Raw genomic sequence first — 23,964 nt, 5'->3', positions numbered from 1 at the left:
ACGATGGGGGACATGGCAAGGACCGCGCTCGACTCCTTCTCCCCCGCGACCCGCGGCTGGTTCACGGGGGCCTTCTCCGCGCCCACCGCGGCGCAGGAGGGAGCCTGGCGCGCCATCGAGCAGGGCTCGGACGTGCTGGTCGTGGCCCCGACCGGCTCCGGCAAGACGCTGGCCGCCTTTCTCGCCGCCCTGGACCGGCTGGCTTCCGTCCCGCCGCCCGCCGAGGCCCGGAAGCGCTGCCGGGTGCTGTACGTATCACCGCTGAAGGCGCTCGCCGTCGATGTGGAGCGCAATCTGCGCAGCCCGCTCACGGGAATCCGGCAGGAGTCCGTACGGCGCGGGCTGCCGGAGCCGGAGGTGCGGGTCGGTATCCGTTCGGGTGACACGCCGGCCGGCGAGCGCCGCTCGATGGCCACGAAACCGCCGGACATCCTGATCACCACACCCGAGTCGCTGTTCCTGATGCTCACGTCCTCGGCGCGGGACGCGCTCGCCGGGATCGAGACGGTGATCGTGGACGAGGTGCATGCCGTCGCCGGGACGAAGCGCGGCGCGCATCTCGCTCTGTCCCTGGAGCGGCTCGACGAGCTGCTGCCGCGCCCCGCGCGCAGGATCGGCCTGTCGGCGACGGTGCGTCCGGTGGAGGAGGTCGCCCGCTATCTGTCGCCGCAGCGGAGGGTGGAGATCGTCCAGCCGCCCTCCGCCAAGGAGTTCGACCTCTCCGTCGTCGTCCCGGTCGAGGATCTCGGCGAGCTGGGCGGCTCGCCCGCCTCGGAGACGGACGGCGCGGACAGACCGTCGATCTGGCCGCATGTGGAGGAGCGGATCGCCGATCTCATCCAGGCGCACCGCTCCACGATCGTCTTCGCCAACTCCCGTCGGCTGGCCGAGCGTCTGTGCAACCGGCTCAACGAGATCGCGTACGAACGGGCCACAGGGACCGTGCTCGATGGCGGCGAGGCCGCCGCGCCGCTGCCCGAGGCGCACTCCCCGGCCCAGGTCATGGCCCAGTCGGGCGCGGCCAGAGGTGCGCCGGCGCTGCTCGCCCGTGCCCACCACGGCTCGGTCTCCAAGGAGCAGCGTGCCCAGGTCGAGGAGGATCTGAAGGCGGGCCGGCTGCCCGCCGTGGTCGCCACGTCCAGTCTGGAGCTGGGCATCGACATGGGAGCGGTGGATCTGGTCGTCCAGGTCGAGTCACCACCCTCGGTCGCCTCGGGGCTCCAGCGGGTCGGCCGCGCGGGCCATCAGGTCGGCGCGGTCTCCACAGGTGTCGTCTTCCCCAAGTACCGCGGTGATCTGGTGCAGGCGGCCGTGGTGACGGAGCGGATGCGCGGCGGGGCCATCGAGGCGCTGCGCATCCCGGCCAATCCGCTGGATGTGCTGGCCCAGCAGCTGGTCGCCATGGTCGCGCTGGATGTCAGACAGGCCGACGATCTGCTGGCCCTCGCCCGCCGTGCCGCGCCGTTCGCCTCACTGCCCGAGTCGGCCTTCACCGCCGTCCTGGACATGCTCGCCGGGCGCTATCCCTCCGACGCCTTCGCGGAGCTGCGTCCGCGCGTGGTGTGGGACCGCGTCGCCGGTACGGTCACGGGCCGCCCGGGCGCCCAGCGCCTCGCCGTCACCTCGGGCGGCACCATCCCGGACCGCGGGCTGTTCGGTGTCTTCCTCGCCGGAGCTGATCCCAAGAAGGGCGGCGGGCGGGTCGGTGAGCTGGACGAGGAGATGGTGTACGAGTCCCGGGTGGGCGATGTCTTCACTCTCGGTACGACCTCCTGGCGGATCGAGGACATCACCCGTGACCAGGTCCTGGTCACTCCCGCTCCCGGCGCCCCGGGCCGGCTGCCCTTCTGGAAGGGCGACCAGCTCGGGCGCCCGCTGGAGCTGGGCCGTGCGGTGGGCGCGTTTCTGCGCGAGGTCGGTTCACTCTCCGAGGAGGATGCCCGGCTGCGGCTGCTGGCGGCGGGGCTGGACGCCTGGGCGGCCGGCAATGTGCTGTCGTATCTGGACGAGCAGCGCCGGGCCTGCGGCCATGTCCCCGACGACCGGACGATCCTGGTCGAGCGGTTCCGCGACGAGCTGGGCGACTGGCGCGTGGTGATCCACTCGCCGTTCGGCGCCCAGGTGCACGCTCCATGGGCGCTGGCGCTGGGCGCCCGGCTCTCCGAGCGGTACGGAATGGACGCGCAGGTCATGCACGCCGACGACGGCATCGTGCTGCGCCTCCCCGACGCCGATCTGCTGGGCATGGACCTGCTGGACGGCGAGCCGGACTCCCTCGGCACGGCCTTCGACAGCGAGCAGGCGCCGGTCGGAGCCTCGGACGTCGCCTTCGAGGCGGGCGACATCCGAGGGATCGTCACCGATCAGGTGGGCGGTTCCGCGCTCTTCGCCTCCCGGTTCCGGGAGTGCGCGGCACGGGCGCTGCTGCTTCCGCGCCGCAGCCCCGGCAAGCGGACCCCGCTGTGGCAGCAGCGTCAGCGCGCCGCGCAACTCCTCCAGGTGGCGAGCGAGTTCGGCTCGTTCCCGATCGTGCTGGAGGCGGTGCGCGAGTGCCTCCAGGATGTCTTCGACGTCCCTGGTCTCACGGAGCTGATGGGCGACATCGAGTCCCGACGGGTCCGGCTGATCGAGGTCACCACGCCCGAGCCCTCGCCCTTCGCCCGCTCCCTGCTCTTCGGCTATGTCGCCCAGTTCCTCTACGAAGGAGACTCGCCTCTCGCGGAGCGGCGGGCCGCCGCGCTGTCCCTGGACTCCCGGCTCCTCGCCGAGCTGCTGGGCCAGGCCGAGCTGCGCGAGCTGCTCGACCCGGATGTGCTCACGGAGCTGGAGCGGGAGCTCCAGTGGCTCACGGAGGACCGCCGTATCAAGGACATCGAGGGCGTCGCCGACGCGCTGCGGGTCCTCGGACCGCTCACCGACGCGGAGTTGGCCGCGCGCGGGGCGGAGCCCGCGTGGGCCGGAGAGCTGGCCAGGACGCGCCGCGCCATCAAGGCCAGGATCGGCGGAGCCGACCACTGGGCGGCCGTCGAGGACGCGGGACGGCTGCGCGACGCCCTGGGCACGGCCCTGCCGGTCGGTGTCCCCGAGGCGTTCACCGAGCCGGTCAAGGATCCGCTGGGTGATCTCCTCGCCCGCTATGCGCGTACGCACGGCCCGTTCACCTCGAACACGGCAGCCGAGCGCTTCGGTCTCGGCCCGGCGGTCACCGATGGCGCACTCCAGCGGCTGGCCGCGGATTCCCGGGTCGTCCAGGGCGAGTTCCATCCCTCCGGCATCGGCCAGGAGTGGTGCGACGCCACGGTGCTGCGCAGGCTGCGCCGCCGCTCCCTGGCCGCGCTGCGCCAGGAGCTGGAGCCGGTGGCGCCCGCCGCGCTCGCCACGTTCCTGCCGCAGTGGCAGCATCTGCACGCCAACAGTCTGCGCGGTATCGACGGACTCGCCCGCGCCGTCGAGCAGTTGCAGGGAGCGCCCGTCCCGGCGTCGGCGCTGGAAAAGCTCGTCCTGCCCTCCAGGATCTCCGGCTACACGCCGGGACTGCTGGACGAACTGACCACCACCGGCGAGGTTCTGTGGGCCGGTGCGGGCGCCCTGCCGGGCAAGGACGGCTGGATCTCGCTCTATCCCGCCGATGCCGCGCCGCTGCTGCTGCCTCCTCCGCATCCGCTGGAGCTGACCGCCCTCCATGAATCGGTCCTGACCGCGCTGTCGGGCGGGTACGGCCTGTTCTTCCGGCAGATCGCCGACCAGATCCGTGCCACCACCCACCCGGACGCGACCGATCCCCAACTCGCCGACGCCCTCTGGGATCTGGCCTGGTCGGGCCGGCTCACCAATGACACCCTGGCGCCGCTGCGCTCCCTGCTCGGCTCGGGACGGACCGCGGGCTCCACGGCCCACCGCGCGCGGCGCCCGGTACCACGCGGGCGGTACGGCACACTCACGGCCGCGGCCAGACCCGCGTCCCGTACGGGCCCGCCGACGGTGAGCGGACGCTGGTCGCTGCTGCCCGCACACGAGCCGGATCCCACGCATCGCGCCCATGCCCTGGCCCGTACGCTGCTCGACCGCCATGGCGTCGTCACCAGAGGCGCCGTCGCGGCCGAGGGAGTGGAGGGCGGCTTCTCCGCCGTCTATCGGGTGCTGTCCGCCTTCGAGGACAGCGGACAGGCCCGCCGTGGCTATGTGGTCGAGGGCCTGGGCGCGGCCCAGTTCGCGATGGACGGCGCGGTCGACCGGCTGCGCGCGGCGGCGACGGCCCGTGATCGCGCCGAGGCGCATCCCTCGCCCCGTGCCGTGGTCCTGGCCGCCGCCGATCCCGCCAACGCCTATGGAGCCGCGCTCCCTTGGCCCGAGCCTCCGGACGGCGCCGGTCATAAACCGGGCAGGAAGGCCGGCTCGCTGGTCGTCCTCGTGGACGGCGAGCTGACGCTGTACATGGAGCGCGGCGGAAAGACGCTGCTGGCCTGGCCCATGGATCCGGAGGATCCCGCGCTCCGGGCCGCCGCCGAGGCCCTGGCGGGCGCGGCCCGCGCGGGCGCCCTCGGTACGGTCACGGTGGAGCGGACCAATGGCGTCTCCGCGCTGACCTCGCCCTTGGGCCGCGCCCTGGAGGTGGCGGGCTTCCACGCCACTCCCAGAGGCCTGCGTCTGCGCGCCTGAGTCGCGCGCGCCGGCCCGGGCCCGTACGCGGGGCCAGGCCCCCGTACACACCACGCTTTGGCTCCACCGCGTCGCGCATCATGGAAGACATGCCCGAAGGAGACACCGTCTGGCAGACCGCCCGACATCTGCACACCGCGCTCGTCGGCCGGCCGCTCGTCCGGTCCGATCTCCGGGTGCCCAGATTCGCGACCGCCGATCTCACCGGGCGGACCGTCCTGAACGTCACACCGCGCGGAAAGCATCTCCTCACCCGTATCGAAGGCGGGCTCACCCTCCACTCACATCTCGGCATGGAAGGCGCCTGGAAGGTGTACGCCCAAGGTGAGCGCTGGCGCGGCGGTCCCACACACCAGATCCGGGCGATCCTCGGCACCGAGGAACGGACCGCGGTCGGCTACCGGCTCCCGGTCCTGGAGCTGCTGCGCACCCGTGAGGAGGAACGGGTGGTCGGCCATCTCGGGCCCGATCTGCTCGGGCCCGACTGGGATCCCGCCACGGCGCTGCGCAATCTCCTCGCCGATCCGACCCGTCCAGTCGGAGAGGCACTGCTCGATCAGCGCAATCTCGCCGGAGTCGGCAACATCTTCAAGTCCGAGACTTGTTTTCTGGTCCGCGCGACTCCCTGGCTGCCCATCGGACAAGTCCCGTCCCCTGAGCGCCTGGTGACAGCGGCGAAGAAGCTGCTTGAAGCCAACCGGAACCGTCCGGGCGGCAGTCGGCGGCTCTCCGTGTACGGCCGCGCGGGCCGGCCCTGCCCTCGCTGCGGCACTCCCATCCGTAAGGCCGACCAGGACGACCGTCCCGCCTACTGGTGCCCTCTGTGTCAGCCCGGGCCCACAAGTTGACGGAGCGTCAACACACCGGCGTCAAGAGGCCGCCCCTCACGAGACCGCCCCTCACGCACAGTTGCCGCAGCCGCATTGCCGCAGCCGCGTCAACTGCCCTGACCGTCGGCCGTGATGACATCACTCCGGCCGGATGCCTTGCCCTGCCGACGGCTGCCCGGCCGGCGCCGCCGCGCGGTCGTGACATGAACGGGCAACAGGCTCAGCCCCCAACTGCCCGCCGCCACCGCTCCCTCCACCAGACCACTGTGCTCGGGCGCCAGCGCGAGCCGCAGTACGGCCCACCACCACAGCCCGCCGAGGGCGAGCGCCGGCAGAAGGATCCATCGCCTTGCCATGGCTGCCTCCTCCGGCCGAGGCTAGACGCGAACGATCAACCGCCGGGAGGGCGCATCGGTGCACTCCCCGGCGCGCGAAGACTTCACATGGAATCTCCGTTACATGTTCTCCGCCTGGAACATCCAGGAATGCTTCTCAAGACCCGCCGTCACCTTGATCAGTACGTCCTGGGTGACCGGGTCCGGCACGGCCGTCACCTCGACGCGCTCCCGCATCTGCCTGATCACCGAAGCAAGCCCGTCGACCATGATCCGTACGGCGTCCGTGTCCTTGATCCACCCATTGGGAACCGCGCCGAACGCGCTCGTCGCCGCGACCGTCGCGGCCCGCCCGTCCGGTGTCACCCCGATCGCGGCGGCCCTCTCGGCGACCGTGTCCGAATGCTTCCGGGCCATGGATACGACCTTGTCGAGCTGGAGATGTATGGAGCGGAAGCGCGGCCCGACGATATTCCAGTGGATCTGTTTCGCGACCAGCGCGATATCCACCAGGTCCACAAGCGCGCCCTGAAGCGTCTCGGCGACGAGCTTCAGATCCTCCTCGGGCAAGGGGCTCTTCACGATAGCCATGCGTGGCCTCCAGTTCCGTTCATGGTTCCTTCGCCCTTGTCTCCATCGCAAAGGCACTTTCCACCATGGCACATATGACACAAAACGGTCATTTCAATGAACTCCGCAAGAGGCTCTGCACACGACAGAAGCCCCGACCAGTCCTCAGGACCGATCGGGGCTTCCGTCAAGCACTGTGCAGCCGACGTCATGTGAACGACATCAAATGACCAACTCTGGGTAACGAGCTCTGTGCAACGCTACGGAACACTCACCGTCAGGCGGCGACGACGTCCACCGCCTCCGTAGGCGCCTTGATCGTCACCCGCTCCGTCGGTACTCCCGCCACCGACGTCACAGAGACGGAATTGAGCATTGGGCGTACTGGCGCGGGCACCGGCTCACTGGCCGCCGCCGACGCCGCCAGCTCTGCCAGCGACAGTTCGTCGCTCACTTCCCGCATGAGCTCTGACATCCGTACGTCAAGCGCGTCGCAGATCGCGGAGAGCAGCTCGGAGGATGCCTCCTTCTGCCCCCGCTCCACCTCGGAGAGATAGCCGAGCGAGACTCGGGCGGACGAGGAGACTTCGCGCAGAGTACGGCCCTGGCGTTGGCGCTGCCGACGCAGCACGTCACCAAGCAGGCGACGGAGCAGAATCATCGGTGGCTCCCTCCTCGGACCGCGTAGCCGCATCCTTCACGCCCCACCGTACCGCCTCGCGCCGCGGCCGTGCGGGGAGCGATGTCGTGTTCACTCAGGGCTGCAAACATCAATTCCCCCCGTTCTGTTCCGTATCCTGTGCCCGCCCGTTCCATGAGAGTTCGCTGAGGAGCAGCGCGAGCACGCTGCGTACACTCTCTTTACGGATGTCCGCACGGTCGCCGTTCAACCGCAAAGCGGTCACTTTCCCCACGCCTTCCGGTCCCACGACGGCCACATAGACCGTTCCCACGGGCTGTCCGTCCTGTGGATCGGGGCCCGCGACACCGGTGGTCGCCGCGCCCCAGTCGGCGCCCAGCACACGCCGTACTCCGGCCGCCATCTGCCGCGCGACCTCGGGATCGACCGCACCGCGCTCCGCCAGCAGGACTCCGTCGACACCCAGTACGTCCCGCTTGAGGGCCGTCGCATAGGCCGTGACGGACCCGCGGAAGGTCCGGGAGGCGCCGGGGACCGATGTGAGCTCCGCGGCCACCAGACCGCCGGTGAGGGACTCCGCGACCGCCAGCGTCCCGCCGAGCCTCTCCAGGGCCTCCAGCACCCGCGCGGCGCACTCCCGCACCGGCGCGATACCGGCCTCGGCCCCGGTCCCGGCCGCCTCGGCCCCGGTCCCGGCCGCCTCGGTCCCGGCCCCGGGCGCTCCCGCGGTCACCGCGCGGACTCGCCCTCGCCGGAAGCACCGGAGGCACCGGGCTCCGCGGACCGGGCCGCCGCGCGCTCCGCCGCGAGTCCCTGCCGCCGCAGCACGACCGCCTGCCGCACATAGTCCAGCCCGGTGACCACCGTCAGCACGACGGCCACCATCATCACCCAGAAGCGGAGCGTGGCCAGCGGGCCGGTCAGCGCCAGCACATACATCCCCGCCGCCGTGCCCTGCGCCAGAGTCTTCATCTTGCCGCCACGGCTGGCCGGAATAACTCCGTGTCTGATCACCCAGAACCGCATCAGCGTGATCCCGAGCTCACGGAAGAGAATGACTCCGGTGACCCACCACGGCAGATCGCCCAGCGCGGAGAGACAGACCAGCGCCGCTCCCATGATCGCCTTGTCCGCGATCGGGTCGGCGATCTTCCCGAAGTCGGTGACCAGGTTGTACGTACGGGCGAGATGGCCGTCGAAGATGTCCGTGATCATGGCGACGGCGAAGGCGGCCCATGCCCAGGCGCGCCAGACCGGGTCGTATCCGCCCTCCTGGAGCAGCAGCACCACAAAGGCCGGCACCAGCACCAGTCGCACCATGGTGAGGATATTGGCGATGTTCCACAGACTTGCCTGATCGACCACCACCGCCACCCGCTTCGCGCCGGTACCCCCGGCCGCGGACGCCGGGACTCCGGTCATCTGGCCGCCTCCTCGCCCGGTGTCCTCGCATCGTCCCCGGGACGCCCCGAAAGCCCCTGAAGCTCGTAGCACTCGGCCACCAGATCCACGCCCTGGGTACCGATCACCTTCGCCTCGACCATGAGGCCGAGCCGCAGTCCCTCGCCCGAAGTGAAGATCACCTGGCCGTCGGTCTCGGGCGCCTGGTGCGCCGCCCGGCCGACCGCCGCCTCCCCGTAACCGCCCTCTTCGCCGTCGGTCTCTCCGCCGACCGATTCGACAAGCACCTCAAGGCTCTCGCCGAGCCGCTCCTCGGCCCGCTGCGCGGTCAGTTCCTCGGCCAGCCGCGACAGATGGGCCAGCCGCTCGGCGACGACGTCCGGGTCCAGCTTGTTCTCGTACGTCGCCGCCTCGGTGCCGTCCTCGTCCGAGTAGCCGAAGACACCGATGGCGTCGAGCCGCGCGCCCGTGAGGAAACGCTCCAGCTCCGCGAAGTCCGCCTCGCTCTCGCCCGGGAAGCCGACGATGAAGTTGGAGCGCACTCCGGCCTGCGGCGCCTTGCCCCGGATGGTCTCCAGAAGCTCCAGGAAGCGGTCGGTGTCCCCGAAGCGCCGCATCGCACGCAGCACATCGGGCGCCGAGTGCTGGAAGGAGAGATCGAAGTACGGCGCGACCTTGGGCGTCGACGTCAGAACATCGATCAGCCCCGGCCGCATCTCGGCGGGCTGGAGATAGCTGACCCGTACCCGCTCGATCCCGTCGACCGCCGCCAGCTCCGGCAGCAGGGTCTCCAGCAGCCGGATGTCGCCGAGGTCCTTGCCGTACGAGGTGTTGTTCTCGGAGACGAGCATGACCTCCTTGACGCCCTGCTCGGCGAGCCAGCGCGTCTCGCCCAGCACATCGGAGGGCCGCCGGGAGATGAAGGATCCGCGGAACGACGGGATGGCGCAGAAGGAGCAGCGCCGGTCACAGCCGGAGGCGAGCTTGACGGAGGCGACCGGGCTGCGGTCCAGGCGCCGCCGCAAGGGCGCACGCGGCCCGGAGGCCGGAGCGAGCCCTTCGGGTAGATCCTCGGGCGCCGGAACCACCTCGGCCGCCGTCTGCCCGTGACCGGGCAGCGCGACCTCGGCGCCCTGCCGCTCGACCGGGCTGAGCGGCAGCAGCTTGCGCCGGTCACGAGGCGTGTGCGAGGCGTGCACACCGCCGCTCAGGATGGTCTGAAGCCGGTCGGAGATATCGGCGTAGTCGTCAAAACCGAGGACACCGTCCGCCTCCGGCAGGGCCTCGGCGAGCTCCTTGCCGTACCGCTCGGCCATGCAGCCGACGGCGACGACGGCCTGGGTCCTGCCGTGCTCCTTGAGATCGTTGGCTTCCAGCAGGGCGTCAACGGAGTCCTTCTTGGCGGCCTCGACGAATCCGCAGGTGTTGACGACGGCGACATCCGCGTCCGAGGCGTCCTGGACGAGCTCCCAGCCGTCCGCTGCCAAGCGGCCTGCAAGCTCCTCCGAGTCCACCTCGTTACGGGCGCAGCCGAGTGTGACAAGGGCGACGGTACGGCGTTCGGGCATGGGCTCAAGACTACTTTGTCCTGGCCCTGCCCCTGGCGTGCAGGGTTGCTCAGCCGGCCTCGGGGTCGCCCTGCGTGTATGTGAGTCGCTCGACCTGTCCCGGCTCGAACTCGTCCTCGACCTTCTTGCCGTTCACGAACAGCTCGATCGCTCCGGCGTTCCCGAGAATGAGATCGATCTGCTCGTCGTCCTGGAAGGTCTTGGAGTCGCCCTTGTTGAGGAGTCCGTCGAAGAGCAGCTTGCCGTCGTGCGCCTTGGCCGAGATCCAGCTCTTGTCCTCTATGGCCGACAGCCGCACCGTGACCTTGTCGAGCGGCGCCGCCGCGATGGCGCTGTCCGACGGCTCGGGCTTGGGAGCCGGCTTGCTGGGCGTGGGTTTGACGTTGCTCTTCTGAGGCTTGGGACCTTCGGCGGCCTGCTTGGCCTTGCCGGCGTCCTCCTCCCCGCCGAACGCCGTGAAGCCGACAAAGCCCACCACGGCGACGATCGCCGCGACCATGGCGGCGGTCCAGTTGGGACGGGGCCGCTCGGGCCGGATCCGCTCCGCCTCGAACATCGGCGCCGCGGGCGTGGGTACGGGACGGCCGCCGTGCTCGGCGTCGAACTGCTCGACCAGGGCTTCGGGATCGATCCCCACCGCGCGGGCGAGCATACGGATATGGCCACGGGCATAGACATCGCCGCCGCAGCGGGAGAAGTCGTCCTGCTCGATCGCCTGCACGATGGGGACGCGCACGCGGGTGGAGCCGCTGACATCGTCGACGCTCAGCCCGGCGGCGATACGCGCCTGCTGAAGGGTCTGGCCGATCGAGGGCCGATCATCTTCGATCAACGGCTGATCGTATAGAGATGAGTTCCGGTCGTCCTCAAGGAAGTTCTCTTCTTCTTCCAGGGAGTTCCGGTCGTCTTCGGGAGGATTCCGGTCGTCTTCCGGGGAGTTGCCGTCGGGGGCACTGCCGTCGGGGGATTTGCCGATGGACACGGGGGCGCCTTTCGAGCGTGTAGCCACCTGCTGGACGTTCAGTCTATGGGTGGTACGAAAGGGTGGGGCAACCGGGCGGATGCACTTTGTACGCCATCGGAATGACCGGACGGCGTGGCAGAGGGACATGATGCTCTCCCTCCCCAACTTGACGTTTACCCAAGGGAAACGGTTGCCTTCGGATTCGCCCGGGTTCTGTCAGGGTCTACGGAAGCCGGGCGGACTCGACAGAAGTCGGTCAAGCTCGGTCGGACTCGCGCCGCTTCGCTCGGGCTCGCTCGGGATTCCGTTTTCCTACGGTTGAGGCTCCCCGCGAATCACGGAGAGCACTCCATCCACTTCGTCCGCCTTCACCAGAACGTCGCGCGCCTTGGAGCCCTCGCTCGGCCCGACGATGTTCCTCGACTCCATCAGATCCATCAGCCGGCCCGCCTTGGCGAAACCGACGCGCAGCTTCCGCTGGAGCATCGAGGTCGAGCCGAACTGAGTGGTGACCACCAGCTCGACGGCCTGGCAGAGCAGATCCAGATCGTCGCCGATGTCCTCGTCGATGTCCTTCTTCTTCGCCGTCCCGACCACGACATCGTCGCGGAAGACCGGCGCCATCTGATCCTTGCAGTGCTGGACGACCGCCGCGACTTCGTCCTCGGTCACAAAGGCGCCCTGCATACGGACCGGTTTGTTCGCGCCCATCGGCAGGAACAGCCCGTCGCCCTTGCCGATCAGCTTCTCCGCGCCCGGCTGGTCGAGGATGACCCGGCTGTCGGCCAGCGAGGAGGTGGCGAAGGCGAGCCGCGAGGGCACATTCGCCTTGATCAGGCCGGTGACGACATCGACCGAAGGCCGCTGGGTGGCGAGCACGAGATGGATTCCGGCGGCACGGGCCAACTGGGTGATACGGACGATGGCGTCCTCGACATCACGCGGCGCGACCATCATCAGATCGGCCAGCTCGTCCACGACGACCAGCAGATACGGATAGGGCGACAGCTCGCGCTCGCTGCCTTCCGGCGTCTTGGCCTTCCCGTCGCGCACGGCCTGGTTGAAGTCGTCGATGTGCCGGTAGCCGTAGGCGGCGAGGTCGTCGTAGCGCAGATCCATCTCGCGTACGACCCACTGGAGCGCCTCGGCGGCGCGCTTGGGATTGGTGATGATCGGTGTGATCAGATGCGGGATGCCCTCGTACGCGGTCAGCTCGACGCGCTTGGGATCGACCAGGACCATCCGGACGTCCTCCGGCGTCGCCCGGACCATCACCGAGGTGATCAGACAGTTGATGCAGGACGACTTGCCGGAGCCGGTCGCGCCCGCGACCAGCATGTGCGGCATCTTCGCCAGATTGGCCATCACATAGCCGCCCTCGACGTCCTTGCCGAGCGCGACCAGCATCGGATGGTCGTCCTCGGCGGCGTCCGCGAGACGCAGCACATCGCCGAGATTGACCATCTCTCGGTCGGTGTTGGGGATCTCGATACCGACCGCGGACTTGCCGGGGATCGGGGAGATGATCCGGACGTCGGGGCTGGCCACGGCGTACGCGATGTTCTTGGTGAGCGCGATGATCCGCTCGACCTTCACCGCCGGGCCCAGCTCGACCTCGTACCGGGTGACGGTCGGGCCCCGGGTGAAGCCGGTGACGGCCGCGTCGACCTTGAACTCCATGAACACATTGGTGAGCGAGGCGACGACGGCGTCATTGGCGGCGCTGCGCGTCTTGCCGGGACCGCCGCGCTCCAGCAGGTCCAGCGAGGGCAGCGCGTAGGTGATGTCACCGCGGAGCTGGAGCTGTTCGGCGCGCGGAGGCAGCGGTTTGTCGATCGGAGGCGCGGGCTTGGTGAGATCCGCGACGGCGGCGCCCGCGGGCCGCTTCTCGGGCTCCCGGGCGGTCGGTACGGACGTCGGTACGGGCGCAGGGCGCTCCGGCCGTTCCTGGCGCTCCTCGGGCCCGTCGAGGCCCTTGCGCATACGGTCCACGGAGACGCCCTGGGTGAGGTCCGCGACGACCGGCGAGGGCGGCATCCCGTTGAGCACCGCGCCGTCCAGCGCCGCCGCAGCCGCCGCGGCCACATCCACCGCGTCCAGCGGACGTTCGACGGCCGGCTGTACGGAGGACCGGCGCGGCCTGCGCCGTCTGGAGAGCGCCTCCGCCTCCGCCTGGTCCGGGTCGTACTCACCGGACGGTCCGCTCCGGCGCCCGGAGGTACGGCGCGCGCCGGCGGGCAGTCCTTCGCGCCACTGGTCGTCATAGCGATCGTCGTCCCCGTACCGCTCGTACCGATCGTCGTCGTCCGTACGCTCCGGCGCCTCGGCCGAGGAGAGGATGCCCAAACGGGTGCCCAGCAGCCGCAGCCGCTGCGGAATGGCGTTGACGGGAGTGGCGGTGACGACCAGCAGACCGAACAGGGTGAGCAGCAGGAGCAGCGGTACGGCGAGAACCTCGCTCATGGTGAAGATCAGCGGCCTGGAGGCGGCCCAGCCGATCAGCCCGCCCGCGTCCTGGATCGCCTCGGTGCCCTCACCGCGCCCGGGAGCACCACAGGCGATATGGACCAGTCCGAGCACTCCGACGACCAGCGCGGAGAGCCCGATGACGATCCGTCCGTTTGCCTCGGGCCGCTCGGGATAGAGGATCAGCCGTACGGCGATGGCGCCCAGCAGCACCGGCACCAGCAGATCGAGCCGGCCGAAGGTGCCAGTGATGAGCATCTCGATCAGATCGCCCACCGGACCGCGCAGATTCGACCAGGTGCCGGCCGCGACGACCAGGGCGAGGCCGAGCAGCAGCAGGGCCAGACCGTCCTTGCGATGGGCCGGATCGAGTCCCTTGGCACCACGCCCTATGCCACGGAACATCGCGCCGACGCCATGGGCCATACCGAGCCACAGCGCGCGTACGAGCCGGTACACGCCTCCGGTGGGGGACGGCGCGGCTTTGGGCGCCGCGGCGGCCTTCTTGGCGGGCGCCTTCTTGGCCGGTGGTCTTTTCGCGGGCGATGCCGCCTTCTTCGCCGCCGCCTTCTTGGCGGGAGCCGCCTTCGCGGCGCCGGTCGTACGGCCGGCCCGCGGCTTTGCGGTGCCCGCCGTGCCCTGGGAACCCTTGCCGGACGTACGTGAGGCCATGGTGGTGAGGTTACCGGTGTGCACGGCCGTCGACACGTGTGCCTACCGCTTCACCCGTACGTGTCGCCACAAGTCCGTGGAAAACTGACGCCGTTCACCGGATCACGCCCAGGCACGGCCTCTACCGCTCTCAGTTCCGTGAAGGCCGACTCTCAGCTCTGTGAGGGCAGTGTGGGCGTACCGCTTCCCGTGCCCGGCCCCAGCGCGTCCAGCGCCCGCCGCAGACCGGTGAGTTTGCGCTCCAGATGGGCGGCGGTGGCCACGGCGGAGGCATCCGCCGAATCGTCGTCCAGCTGCTTGGAGAGCGCTTCGGCCTGCTCCTCAACTGCCGCGAGCCGGCCCGAGAGTTCGGCGAGCAGACCGGCCGGCTCCCTGCTGTCGCCCGCACCCGCCAGCTGGAGTCTGAGCAGCTCGGCCTGTTCCTTGAGCTGGCAGTTCTTCATGTAGAGGTCGACGAAGACCGAGACCTTGGCGCGCAGCACCCAGGGATCGAACGGCTTCGAGATGTAGTCGACCGCACCCGCCGCGTAACCCCGGAAGGTGTGGTGCGGGCCGTGGTTGATGGCTGTGAGAAAGATGATCGGGATGTCGCGCGTCCGCTCACGCCGCTTGATGTGCGCGGCCGTCTCGAACCCGTCCATGCCGGGCATCTGGACATCCAGCAGAATGACCGCGAAGTCGTCCGTCAGCAGCGCTTTGAGCGCTTCCTCCCCGGACGATGCCCGCACCAGCGTCTGATCGAGCGCGGAGAGGATCGCCTCCAGCGCCAGCAGATTCTCCGGCCTGTCATCGACCAGGAGGATCTTGGCCTTCTGCACCATGGCCGCCCGCCCTCCTCGCCCCGGCATGGGACGTCCCCCGCTCACGGTGCCCCGCGTGATGCCGGGCGCCGCCCCAGGGGACGACTCCCTTACGCCGTCCGTCCTTGTGCCGGTCATGGTAGCCGCACCCCGCCTGTCGCCACACCCTGTCACCGTGATGTCACTGTGCACAAAGCAGAAACGTAGCGCGAGACCAGAAGGTTCCCCGAATATCCCCGCCTCACACGCCGTCCGGCACAGTCCGTCGGTACATTCCGATAATTGGGCCCTGCCCGGCGGCGGCCGGTCACCTGTGGCGCATCCAGTCTTCCATCACCGTCAGCAGATGGTCGGGGTCAACCGGCTTTGTCACATAGTCGGATGCGCCCGATTCGAGAGCCTTCTCCCGGTCGCCCTTCATCGCCTTCGCGGTGAGCGCGATGATCGGCAGCCCGGCGAACTGCGGCATCCTCCGGATCGCCGTCGTCGTGGCGTATCCGTCCATCTCGGGCATCATGATGTCCATCAGAACGACCGTCACATCGTCGTGCTGCTCCAGGACTTCGATGCCCTCACGGCCGTTCTCCGCGTACAGCACGGACAGTCCGTGCTGCTCCAGCACGCTGGTGAGCGCGAAAACATTGCGGATGTCGTCGTCCACGATCAGCACCTTCTCGCCGGCGAAGCTGAACGTACGGCTCTCGCGCGGCGCGTCCTGACGGCCCGTACCGCCCGTGCGGGAGCTCCAGGACTCCTGGCGGCCCGAGGAGCCCGCGCCTCCTGACCGCGAGGCCTGTGCGCCCTGTCCCGACGGCCCGGAGCCCTGCCCGGCGCCCGGGCTCCTGCGACGGCGCCGGAAGAGCGCGGCGGGACCCGCGGGCTCGATCTCCAGAGAGGCGGCCTCCGCCTGCTGGCCCACCGTCTCTCCCGTACCGTCCTCCAGCGGGCGTCCCGCCGGCCGCACACCCGCCGGCGTCAACTGCACACCAGCGGGCGTCAACTGCGGATAACCCTGTGGCGGCAGCTCGCTGGGATGCAGCGGCAGATAGAGCGTGAAGGTCGAGCCGCGTCCCGGCTCGCTCGCCGCATGGATCTCACCGCCGAGCAGCCGGGCGATCTCCCGGCTGATGGACAGGCCCAGACCCGTGCCGCCGTACTTCCGGCTGGTCGTGCCGTCCGCCTGCTTGAACGCCTCGAAGATCACCCGCATCTTGCTCGCGGCGATACCGATCCCGGTGTCGGTGACCGAGAAGGCGATCAGATCGCCGTCGGCGTCCCGCAGCGAACCCGCCTCCAGCAGCTGCTCCCTGATGGCGTGCGGCACATCCGCGCCCGCCGGACGGATCACCAGCTCCACCGCGCCGGAGTCGGTGAACTTCACTGCGTTGGAGAGCAGATTCCGCAGCACCTGCAACAGACGCTGTTCATCGGTGTGCAGCGTCGCGGGCAGCTCCGGCGAGACCCGCACGGAGAAGTCGAGTCCCTTCTCCGCCGTGAGCGGCCGGAACGTCGCCTCCACATAGTCGACGAGCTGGACCAGCGCGATCCTGGTCGGGCTGACATCCATCTTGCCCGCCTCGACCTTCGACAGATCGAGGATGTCGTTGATGAGCTGGAGCAGATCGGAGCCCGCGCCGTGGATCGTCTCCGCGAACTCCACCTGCTTAGGCGAGAGATTCGATTCAGCGTTGTCCGCGAGCAGCTTGGCGAGGATGAGCAGCGAGTTGAGCGGTGTGCGCAGCTCGTGCGACATGTTCGCCAGGAACTCCGACTTGTAGCGCATCGAGACGGCGAGCTGCTCGGCCCGCTCCTCCAGCACCTGCCTGGCCTCTTCGATCTCGGTGTTCTTCACCTCGATGTCACGGTTCTGCTGCGCCAGCAGCTCCGCCTTCTCCTCCAGCTCCGCGTTGGACTCCTGAAGGGCCTTCTGCCGGTTCTCCAGCTCGGCCGAACGCTCACGGAGCTGCTCGGTCAGCTCCTGCGACTGCTTCAGCAGCACCTCCGTCTTGGAGTTGACGCTGATGGTGTTGACGCTCGTCGCGATCATCTCGGCGATCTGGTTGAGGAAGTCCTTCTGGATATGCGTGAACGGCTGGAACGACGCCAGCTCGATCACTCCGAGGACCTTGCCCTCGAAGAGCACCGGCAGCACGATCACATGCGCCGGCGACGCCTCTCCGAGTCCGGACGAGATCTTGAGATAGCCCGGCGGCACATTGAGCTGGATGGTGCGCTTCTCCTCGGCGGCCGTGCCGATGAGCGTCTCACCGGGCCGGAAGACCGTCGGCATCGAACCGGCCGAGTAGCCGTAACTGCCGCGCATGCACAGCTCGTACGAGCCGTCCCTGCCGCCGTCCGTACCGACCTGGGGCACATTGCCGGTCTGCATCGCCAGGAAGAACGCGCCGTGCTGCGCGGAGACCACCGGAGTCAGCTCGCTCATGATCAGCGAGGCCACGTCGTCGAGATCGCGGCGGCCCTGCATCAGACCGGAGATACGGGCGAGGTTGCCCTTCAGCCAGTCCTGCTCCTCGTTGGCGAGGGTGGTGTCCCGCAGATTGGCGATCATCGTGTTGATGTTGTCCTGGAGGACCTGGATCTCGCCCGCCGCGTCGACATCGATCTTCAGATTGAGATCGCCACGTGTCACCGCGGTGGCCACTGCGGCGATCGCGCGCACCTGACGCGTCAGATTGCCGGCCATCTCGTTCACCGACTCGGTGAGGTCGCGCCAGGTGCCGTCCACGTCCCGCACCCGCGCCTGGCCGCCGAGCTGGCCGTCCGTACCCACCTCGCGGGCCACCCGGGTCACCTCCTCGGCGAAGGAGGAGAGCTGGTCGACCATGGTGTTGATGGTGTTCTTCAGCTCCTGGATCTCACCGCGCGCGTCGATGTCGATCTTCTTGGTGAGATCGCCCTTCGCGATGGCCGTCGTGACGGTGGCGATCTGGCGCACCTGGCCGGTCAGATTGGACGCCATCGAGTTCACGGACTCGGTGAGGTCCTTCCAGGTGCCCGACACACCGGGCACCCTGGCCTGGCCGCCCAGTTCGCCCTCGGTGCCCACCTCACGGGCGACCCGTGTCACCTCGTCGGCGAACGACGACAGTGTCGTCACCATCGTGTTGACGGTGTCGGCGAGCTCCGCGACCTCGCCGCGCGCCTCCACCGTCACCTTCTTCGTCAGATCGCCGTTGGCGACCGCGGCCGAGACGCGGGAGATGTTCCGCACCTGACTGGTCAGGTTGTTGGCCATCGTGTTGACGTTGTCGCTGAGGTCCTTCCAGATGCCGGTGACACCCCGGACCCTGGCCTGGCCGCCGAGGATGCCCTCCGTACCCACCTCACGGGCGACACGCGTGACCTCGTCCGCGAAGTTCAGGAGCTGGTCGACCATCGTGTTGACGGTCGTGACGAGGTCGAGGATCTCGCCCTTGGCGTCGACCGTGATCTTCTTCGACAGATCGCCCTTGGCGACCGCCGTGGTGACCTCGGCGATATTGCGGACCTGCGAGGTCAAGTTGTTCGCCATGAAGTTGACGGACTGGGTCAGGTCCTTCCAGGTACCGGAGACACCCTGGACCTCGGCCTGGCCGCCCAGCATGCCCTCGGTGCCCACCTCGCGCGCCACCCGGGTGACCTGCTCGGCGAAGTTGGAGAGCTGGTCCACCATCGTGTTGAGGGTGTTCTTGAGCTCCAGGATCTCGCCGCGCGCGTCCACGTCGATCTTCTGCGAGAGGTCGCCACGCGCCACCGCCGTCGCGACACCCGCGATATTGCGGACCTGATCGGTGAGGTTCCCGGCCATGCCGTTGACGGAATCCGTCAGATCCCGCCAGACACCGGCCACGCCCGGCACCTTCGCCTGACCGCCGAGCCGTCCGTCCGTACCCACCTCACGCGCGACCCTGGTCACCTGGTCGGCGAAGGCCGAGAGCTGATCGACCATCGTATTGATGGTGTTCTTGAGCTCCAGGATCTCGCCCCGGGCGTCCACATCGATCTTCTGCGACAGGTCACCTCGCGCCACCGCCGTGGTCACCTGTGCGATCTGACGCACCTGATCGGTGAGATTTCCCGCCATGAAGTTGACGGAGTCGGTGAGTTCCTTCCATGTACCGCTGACGCCGTCCACCCGCGCCTGGCCGCCGAGCCGGCCCTCCGTGCCCACGTCCCGGGCCATCACGGTGACCTGGTCGGCGAAGGAGGAGAGCTGCGCCACCATCGTGTTGACGGTGTTCTTCAGTTCCAGCATCTCGCCCGCGACATCCACGGTGACCTTCTGGGTCAGATCACCGTTGGCGACCGCCGTCGTCACCTGCGCGATGTCCCGCACCTGGCCGGTGAGGTTGCGGAAGGCCGTGTTCACCGAATCGGTGAGGTCCTTCCACGTACCCGCCGCGCCCGGCACCTCGGCCTGGCCGCCGAGCCGGCCCTCGACACCGACCTCCCGCGCGACCCGGGTGACCTCGGATCCGAATGACTGGAGCTGGTCCACCATCGTGTTGACGGTGTTCTTCAGCTCCAGCATCTCGCCGGCCACATCGACAGTGACCTTCTGCGACAGATCGCCGTTCGCGACCGCCGTCGTCACCTGCGCGATGTCCCGCACCTGAGTCGTCAGATTGCGGAAGACGGTGTTGACCGAGTCCGTGAGGTCCTTCCACGTCCCGGCGGCGCCCGGCACCTGCGCCTGGCCACCGAGCAGACCTTCCGCGCCGACCTCGCTCGCCACGCGGGTCACTTCGTCCGCGAAGGTACGGAGCGTCTCCGTCATCTGGTTGATCGTCTCGGCGAGCTGCGCCACCTCGCCGCGCGCGCTCACCGTCACCTTCTGCGACAGATCACCGTTGGCGACGGCCGTCGTGACCTCCGCGATACCGCGCACCTGACTGGTCAGGTTCCCGGCCATCGTGTTCACCGAGTCGGTCAGGTCCTTCCAGACCCCGGCCACCTCCGGCACGGTCGCCTGACCGCCCAGCTCGCCCTCCGTACCGACCTCCCGGGCCACGCGCGTGACCTCGGAGGAGAACGACGAGAGCTGGTCCACCATGGTGTTCACGGTGTTCTTGAGCTGGAGCATCTCGCCGGCCACATGGACCGTGACCTTGCGCGACAGATCGCCCTTGGCCACGGCCGTCGTAACGAGAGCAATATCACGTACCTGAGCGGTCAGCCGGTACGCCATCGTGTTGACCGAATCCGTGAGGTCCTTCCACGATCCGGACATACCGCGCACCTTGGCCTGGCCGCCGAGCTTGCCCTCGGTACCGACCTCCAGCGCCACCCGCGTCACCTCGTCGGTGAACGCCGACAGCTGGTCGACCAGGTTGTTGACCGTACGGGCCACCTTCAGGAACTCGCCCCGCAGCGGCCTCTCCGCACCGTCCGGAGACTGCGAGCGCAGCTCCATCCGCTGCTCCAGATCGCCCTCGGCGACCGCGGAGAGCACCCGCCCGACCTCGGACACGGGCCGCGCCAGATCGTCCACCAGCGCGTTCGACGCGTCGATGGCGGCGGCCCAGGAGCCCTCACAGGCGCCTGTCTCCAGCCGCTCCGTGAGCTTCCCCTCCCGCCCGACCATCCGGCGCACCCGGGCCAGCTCGCCCGTGAGATGGAGATTGCGGTCGGCGACCTCGTTGAAGACAGCGGCGATCTCCGCCATCACGTCGTCACCGGCGACGGTCAGCCGTTTACGGAAATTGCCGTCCCGCATCGACACCAAGGCGGCCAGCAGTCTCTGCAACTCTGCCGTGTCCACCTCGGAGGTCCCATTGCTCCGGGACCGTCCGCCTTTCGCGCGCGTACTCGTGCCACGCGCCGCCGTGCCAGACTCCACCGTGTCCCTCCCGCAGGGGTTGACCGTACCGCCGGGCTTTCTCCGGAAGCCTGCCCAGTGTTTCACCACGTCCGAACCAGGCCATAACAGTTCGGCAGCTTCGCTTAGCGTCCCCGCCCCCGGAGGGCGGAAACAGCGGCGACCGGCATCCGCCCGGACAGCGAAGGTAAGTAACCTGGCATCCGGCTGTCCAACCACCCCGGTCCGCCCGGCAGGGGGCGGTGTGGCGAAGGTACTACCACCGGGCACCAGGAGGGGCGGAGCCGATCATGGCGGAGCCGGGCGTCGAAACGCGTACGAGGAGTTCTGTGGTCACCGCGCGGGCGGCTGCCACCTTCGACCCGGTCGGACGGTCGGTGGCCACAGCCCGCGCCTTTGTCCGCGACACGCTCCAGGGATGGGGCTACGCCGATGTCGTCGACGACGCCGTGGTCCTCACCAGCGAACTCGTCACCAACGCTGTCATCCACGCCGGCACCTCCGCCGATGTGCTCTGCCTCCGTACCGAGGACGGCGTCCGCGTCGAGGTCGCCGACCGCTACCCGGAGCGCGAGATCCCGATCCAGGGAGCCGGACGGACCTTCGCCAACGCCGACCGCGAGAACGGCAGAGGACTGCTTCTCTGCGCCGCCATGGCCTCACGCTGGGGCGTCGAGTACACCTCCACGTACAAGCAGGTCTGGTTCCAGCTCGACCTGCCCCAGCGTCCTGTCGGCACCCGCTCGGCCGGACCCGTCCTGCCCACCGGTCTGCTTCCCGTCGCCGACGAACGCGTACGGGTCGCCGTCATCCAGATCGACCGAAGCGCCGCCATCGTCAACTGGAACGAGGACGCCGAGCACATCTTCGGATACGCGGCCGATCAGGTCATCGGCAAGCCGCTGCCCGACATCGCTGCCTGGCCGCACACACCGGGTCTCGGCACCGGCATCGTCGAAGCGCTCCAACTCTCCCGCTGGGAGGGCAGTTACGGAATCCGCGCCTCCGACGGCCGCGTCATCCCCGTCTACGCCTCCCATCTCAGGGTGCGCGACACGCGCGGCGAGCCGTCCACCGTCTGCCTTCTCGTACGCGACTACGAGCGCGCCGTCATCCAGACACCGCTGCGCGGCCCGAGCGAGGCGGGTGCCGAGAGCCGCGCCGCGGATCCCTTCGAGGTCTTCATCGGCTCCCCGGCCCCCGACGATCTCGACGGACTCCTCCAGCGCACGGTGGAGCGCGCCCGCGACATGCTCGACGGTGACTCGGCCTTTCTGCTGCTCGCCACGGACGACGAGACGGAGCTGGAGGTACGGGCCTCCACCGGGCTCCCGTCCGCCCGTCAGCGCTTCGCACGCGTCCCCGTGGAGGCCGGTACCGGACGGTACGGCTCCGCACGCATGCCCACCGTCCACGAGGACCTGACGGCCGTTCCGGGCGCCGTCCCCCTGCTCGACCACACCGGGATGCGCTCCGTCGTGACCGTCCCGCTCAAGGTCGAGGGCCGGCTCACCGGCTCCCTGGGCGTCGCCGCAGAAAGCGCCGGCCGCTACTCCAACGAGGAGGCCCTGCGCCTCCAGTTCGCCGCGGACCGTATCGCCCTGGCCGTCGAATCCGCCCGCCTCGGTGAACTCGAACGTCTACGCCGCGGCTCACTCTCCTTCCTCGTCGAAGCCTCCGACCTGCTCGCCGGAACGCTCGACCGCGACCAGACACTGGCCCTCATGGCCCAGATGACCGTCCCCACCCTCGCCACCTGGTGCGCCGTCTACACGATCGCCGACCAGGCGTCCGACCCGTACCTCTCGTATGTGCTGCACGAGGACGAGGAGCGCATCGACGGCCTCAAGGCCCTCCTCTCCAAGATCAACCCACCGGACCCGGTCCCCACGCCGGGCGCCCGTATCTGGCACGCTCCCGCGGAAGCCGCCCACCAGGCGGCACTGCGCACCTCCATGCGCGAGCTGGGCGGCAGCTCCTCCCCGCTCTCCTCCGGCGTGGGCACCACACTGGCAACAGCCGCGGCGGTCGGCGGCGAGACCGTCGTACTGCCGCTGGTGGCCCGCAACCGCGTCATCGGCATGCTGACTCTCGGCAAGCCCTCGGACGACCACTTCCGCCAGGAGATCCTGGAACTCGCCGAAGACCTCTCACGCCGGGCGGCACTCGCACTCGACAACGCGCGCCTCTACTCCGAGCGCACCGCCATCAGCCAGGCACTCCAGCGCAGCCTGCTGCCGCCAGGGCTGCCCGAGGTGCCGGGCGTCGAGGTCGATGTCATCTACCGCGCCGCGGGCGAAGGCAATGAAGTAGGCGGCGACTTCTACGATCTGTTCCCCATCCGGGACGGCGCCTACGGCTTCGCCATCGGCGATGTCTGCGGTACGGGCCCGGAAGCCGCGGCCGTCACCGGCCTGGCCCGGCACGCGCTCCGGCTGCTGGCCCGCGAGGGCTTCGGCGGGCCCGCGGTCCTCGAACGACTGAACGCGGCGATCCTCGACGAGGGCGCCCGCAGCCGCTTTCTCACACTGCTGTACGGCGAGTTGTGGCCACAGGAGGACGGCAGCGCGATCCTCAAGATGGTCTGCGCCGGCCATCCGCTCCCGCTGCGCCTGCGTCAGGACGGCACGGTCGAACCGGCCGCCGAACCGCAGCCGCTCCTCGGTGTGATGGAGGACCTGGAGCTGTACGAGCAGACGATCACCCTGGACCCGGGCGACGTCCTGCTGTGTGTCACCGACGGCGTCACCGAACGCCGCGAAGGCACACGCATGTTGGGCGACGACGGCCTGGCCGATGTTCTGACGAGCTGTACGGGACTGACGGCGGGCGCGGTCGCCTCCCGTGTAATGCGCGCGGTGGAGCGCTTCGCCGCCGAGCCGGCCTCCGACGACATGGCCATCCTCACGATGCGGGTGCCGGAGCACCTCCCCGGCACATGAAGAAGGCCCTCGCCGAGTGGCGAGGGCCTTGCTTCTACGCGGAGCCCCAATACGGAATCGAACCGTAGACCTTCTCCTTACCATGGAGACGCTCTACCGACTGAGCTATTGGGGCGCAGCAACGAGGAAAAGCATACCTGATGCTGAGCCGTGGTCAGAACCTCGCTCTTGAACAGGACTTGAATGGGCTATGAACGGTCCCGGAACGCAGAAATGCCCTGTACCAGATACCTGGCACAGGGCATTCCCGTCAAAGATTGTTCGGCGGCGTCCTACTCTCCCACAGGGTCCCCCCTGCA

13 protein-coding genes, 1 tRNA gene and 2 pseudogenes are annotated in these 23,964 nt (G+C 69.1%); 4 read left to right on the top strand and 12 right to left on the bottom strand.

The features are described 5' to 3' along the window. The first annotated feature begins 12 nt into the window (after nt 1-12). Both ACFV6H_RS14685 and ACFV6H_RS14680 read left to right on the top strand, forming a co-directional pair. Nucleotides 13-4,659: an ATP-dependent helicase gene (locus ACFV6H_RS14685; protein ID WP_385541657.1), complete on the top strand. Its 4,647-nt coding sequence runs from the start codon at nt 13-15 to the stop codon at nt 4,657-4,659. An 89-nt stretch (nt 4,660-4,748) separates the two neighbouring features. Continuing rightward, nucleotides 4,749-5,507: an Fpg/Nei family DNA glycosylase gene (locus tag ACFV6H_RS14680; protein ID WP_385541655.1), complete on the top strand. Its 759-nt coding sequence runs from the start codon at nt 4,749-4,751 to the stop codon at nt 5,505-5,507. Nucleotides 5,508-5,596: 89 nt separating this feature from the next. Here the strand turns inward: ACFV6H_RS14680 and ACFV6H_RS14675 are convergent, their stop codons facing one another. From ACFV6H_RS14675 to ACFV6H_RS14630, 10 genes and pseudogenes are all read right to left on the bottom strand, one after another. Continuing rightward, a complete protein-coding gene (locus ACFV6H_RS14675; RefSeq protein ID WP_385541653.1) occupies nt 5,597-5,845 on the bottom strand; it encodes a hypothetical protein in 249 nt (82 codons plus the stop codon). Nucleotides 5,846-5,944: 99 nt separating this feature from the next. Beyond that, nucleotides 5,945-6,415 (bottom strand): Dps family protein, encoded by a 471-nt coding sequence (locus ACFV6H_RS14670; RefSeq protein ID WP_384790255.1) that lies wholly within the window; start codon nt 6,413-6,415, stop codon nt 5,945-5,947. 256 nt (nt 6,416-6,671) lie between these two features. After that, nucleotides 6,672-7,055, bottom strand: coding sequence for a helix-turn-helix domain-containing protein (locus tag ACFV6H_RS14665; protein ID WP_046497329.1), 384 nt, complete (start codon nt 7,053-7,055; stop codon nt 6,672-6,674). 109 nt (nt 7,056-7,164) lie between these two features. After that, nucleotides 7,165-7,677: a CinA family protein gene (locus ACFV6H_RS14660; RefSeq protein ID WP_385542089.1), complete on the bottom strand. Its 513-nt coding sequence runs from the start codon at nt 7,675-7,677 to the stop codon at nt 7,165-7,167. Between the two features lie 86 nt (nt 7,678-7,763). Beyond that, nucleotides 7,764-8,456, bottom strand: a complete 693-nt coding sequence (pgsA, locus tag ACFV6H_RS14655; protein ID WP_385541650.1) for a CDP-diacylglycerol--glycerol-3-phosphate 3-phosphatidyltransferase — start codon at nt 8,454-8,456, stop codon at nt 7,764-7,766. Next, nucleotides 8,453-10,003, bottom strand: a complete 1,551-nt coding sequence (gene rimO / locus ACFV6H_RS14650; protein WP_385541648.1) for a 30S ribosomal protein S12 methylthiotransferase RimO — start codon at nt 10,001-10,003, stop codon at nt 8,453-8,455. Before rimO ends, pgsA begins: the two co-directional genes overlap by 4 nt. 49 nt (nt 10,004-10,052) lie before the next feature. Continuing rightward, entirely contained in the window at nt 10,053-10,835 is a 783-nt protein-coding gene (locus tag ACFV6H_RS14645) for a RodZ domain-containing protein (RefSeq protein WP_370747539.1), read from the bottom strand. Nucleotides 10,836-11,279: 444 nt separating this feature from the next. Beyond that, nucleotides 11,280-14,105, bottom strand: coding sequence for a DNA translocase FtsK (locus tag ACFV6H_RS14640; protein WP_385541645.1), 2,826 nt, complete (start codon nt 14,103-14,105; stop codon nt 11,280-11,282). A 152-nt stretch (nt 14,106-14,257) separates the two neighbouring features. Beyond that, the gene (locus tag ACFV6H_RS14635; protein ID WP_384790244.1) at nt 14,258-14,926 is read right to left on the bottom strand and encodes a two-component system response regulator; all 669 of its coding nucleotides are present in this window, start codon (nt 14,924-14,926) and stop codon (nt 14,258-14,260) included. Between the two features lie 286 nt (nt 14,927-15,212). Next, nucleotides 15,213-16,619: pseudogene (locus ACFV6H_RS14630) on the bottom strand (ATP-binding protein); the annotation flags it as partial. Nucleotides 16,620-16,636: 17 nt separating this feature from the next. On the opposite strand from ACFV6H_RS14630, the gene ACFV6H_RS14625 reads away from it, so the two are divergent. Next, nucleotides 16,637-16,921, top strand: coding sequence for a CxxxxCH/CxxCH domain-containing protein (locus ACFV6H_RS14625; RefSeq protein WP_384985468.1), 285 nt, complete (start codon nt 16,637-16,639; stop codon nt 16,919-16,921). Nucleotides 16,922-16,997: 76 nt separating this feature from the next. Here ACFV6H_RS14625 and ACFV6H_RS14620 read toward each other — a convergent pair. Next, a pseudogene (locus ACFV6H_RS14620) lies at nt 16,998-20,489 on the bottom strand (HAMP domain-containing protein); the annotation flags it as partial. Nucleotides 20,490-21,013: 524 nt separating this feature from the next. Between ACFV6H_RS14620 and ACFV6H_RS14615 the strand changes: the two are divergent. After that, nucleotides 21,014-23,665, top strand: a complete 2,652-nt coding sequence (locus ACFV6H_RS14615; RefSeq protein ID WP_385541643.1) for a SpoIIE family protein phosphatase — start codon at nt 21,014-21,016, stop codon at nt 23,663-23,665. A gap of 42 nt (nt 23,666-23,707) precedes the next feature. Here ACFV6H_RS14615 and ACFV6H_RS14610 read toward each other — a convergent pair. Further along, nucleotides 23,708-23,780, bottom strand: a tRNA-Thr gene (locus tag ACFV6H_RS14610). Nucleotides 23,781-23,964 lie beyond the last annotated feature (184 nt).

It is taken from the genome of Streptomyces sp. NPDC059743, assembly GCF_042732975.1.
Taxonomy (GTDB): Bacteria; Actinomycetota; Actinomycetes; order Streptomycetales; family Streptomycetaceae; genus Streptomyces.
Note: the sequence above shows the minus strand (reverse complement) of the source record. Positions and strands in the feature narration are given on the sequence as shown.

What these genes read in the sequence shown, in the direction of transcription:
- ACFV6H_RS14685 (WP_385541657.1), top strand. Translation starts at nt 13, where the DNA reads ATGGCAAGGACCGCGCTCGACTCCTTCTCCCCCGCGACCCGCGGCTGG.
- ACFV6H_RS14680 (WP_385541655.1), top strand. Translation starts at nt 4,749, where the DNA reads ATGCCCGAAGGAGACACCGTCTGGCAGACCGCCCGACATCTGCACACC.
- ACFV6H_RS14675 (WP_385541653.1), bottom strand. Translation starts at nt 5,845, where the DNA reads ATGGCAAGGCGATGGATCCTTCTGCCGGCGCTCGCCCTCGGCGGGCTG.
- ACFV6H_RS14670 (WP_384790255.1), bottom strand. Translation starts at nt 6,415, where the DNA reads ATGGCTATCGTGAAGAGCCCCTTGCCCGAGGAGGATCTGAAGCTCGTC.
- ACFV6H_RS14665 (WP_046497329.1), bottom strand. Translation starts at nt 7,055, where the DNA reads ATGATTCTGCTCCGTCGCCTGCTTGGTGACGTGCTGCGTCGGCAGCGC.
- pgsA (WP_385541650.1), bottom strand. Translation starts at nt 8,456, where the DNA reads ATGACCGGAGTCCCGGCGTCCGCGGCCGGGGGTACCGGCGCGAAGCGG.
- rimO (WP_385541648.1), bottom strand. Translation starts at nt 10,003, where the DNA reads ATGCCCGAACGCCGTACCGTCGCCCTTGTCACACTCGGCTGCGCCCGT.
- ACFV6H_RS14640 (WP_385541645.1), bottom strand. Translation starts at nt 14,105, where the DNA reads ATGGCCTCACGTACGTCCGGCAAGGGTTCCCAGGGCACGGCGGGCACC.
- ACFV6H_RS14635 (WP_384790244.1), bottom strand. Translation starts at nt 14,926, where the DNA reads ATGGTGCAGAAGGCCAAGATCCTCCTGGTCGATGACAGGCCGGAGAAT.
- ACFV6H_RS14615 (WP_385541643.1), top strand. Translation starts at nt 21,014, where the DNA reads ATGGCGGAGCCGGGCGTCGAAACGCGTACGAGGAGTTCTGTGGTCACC.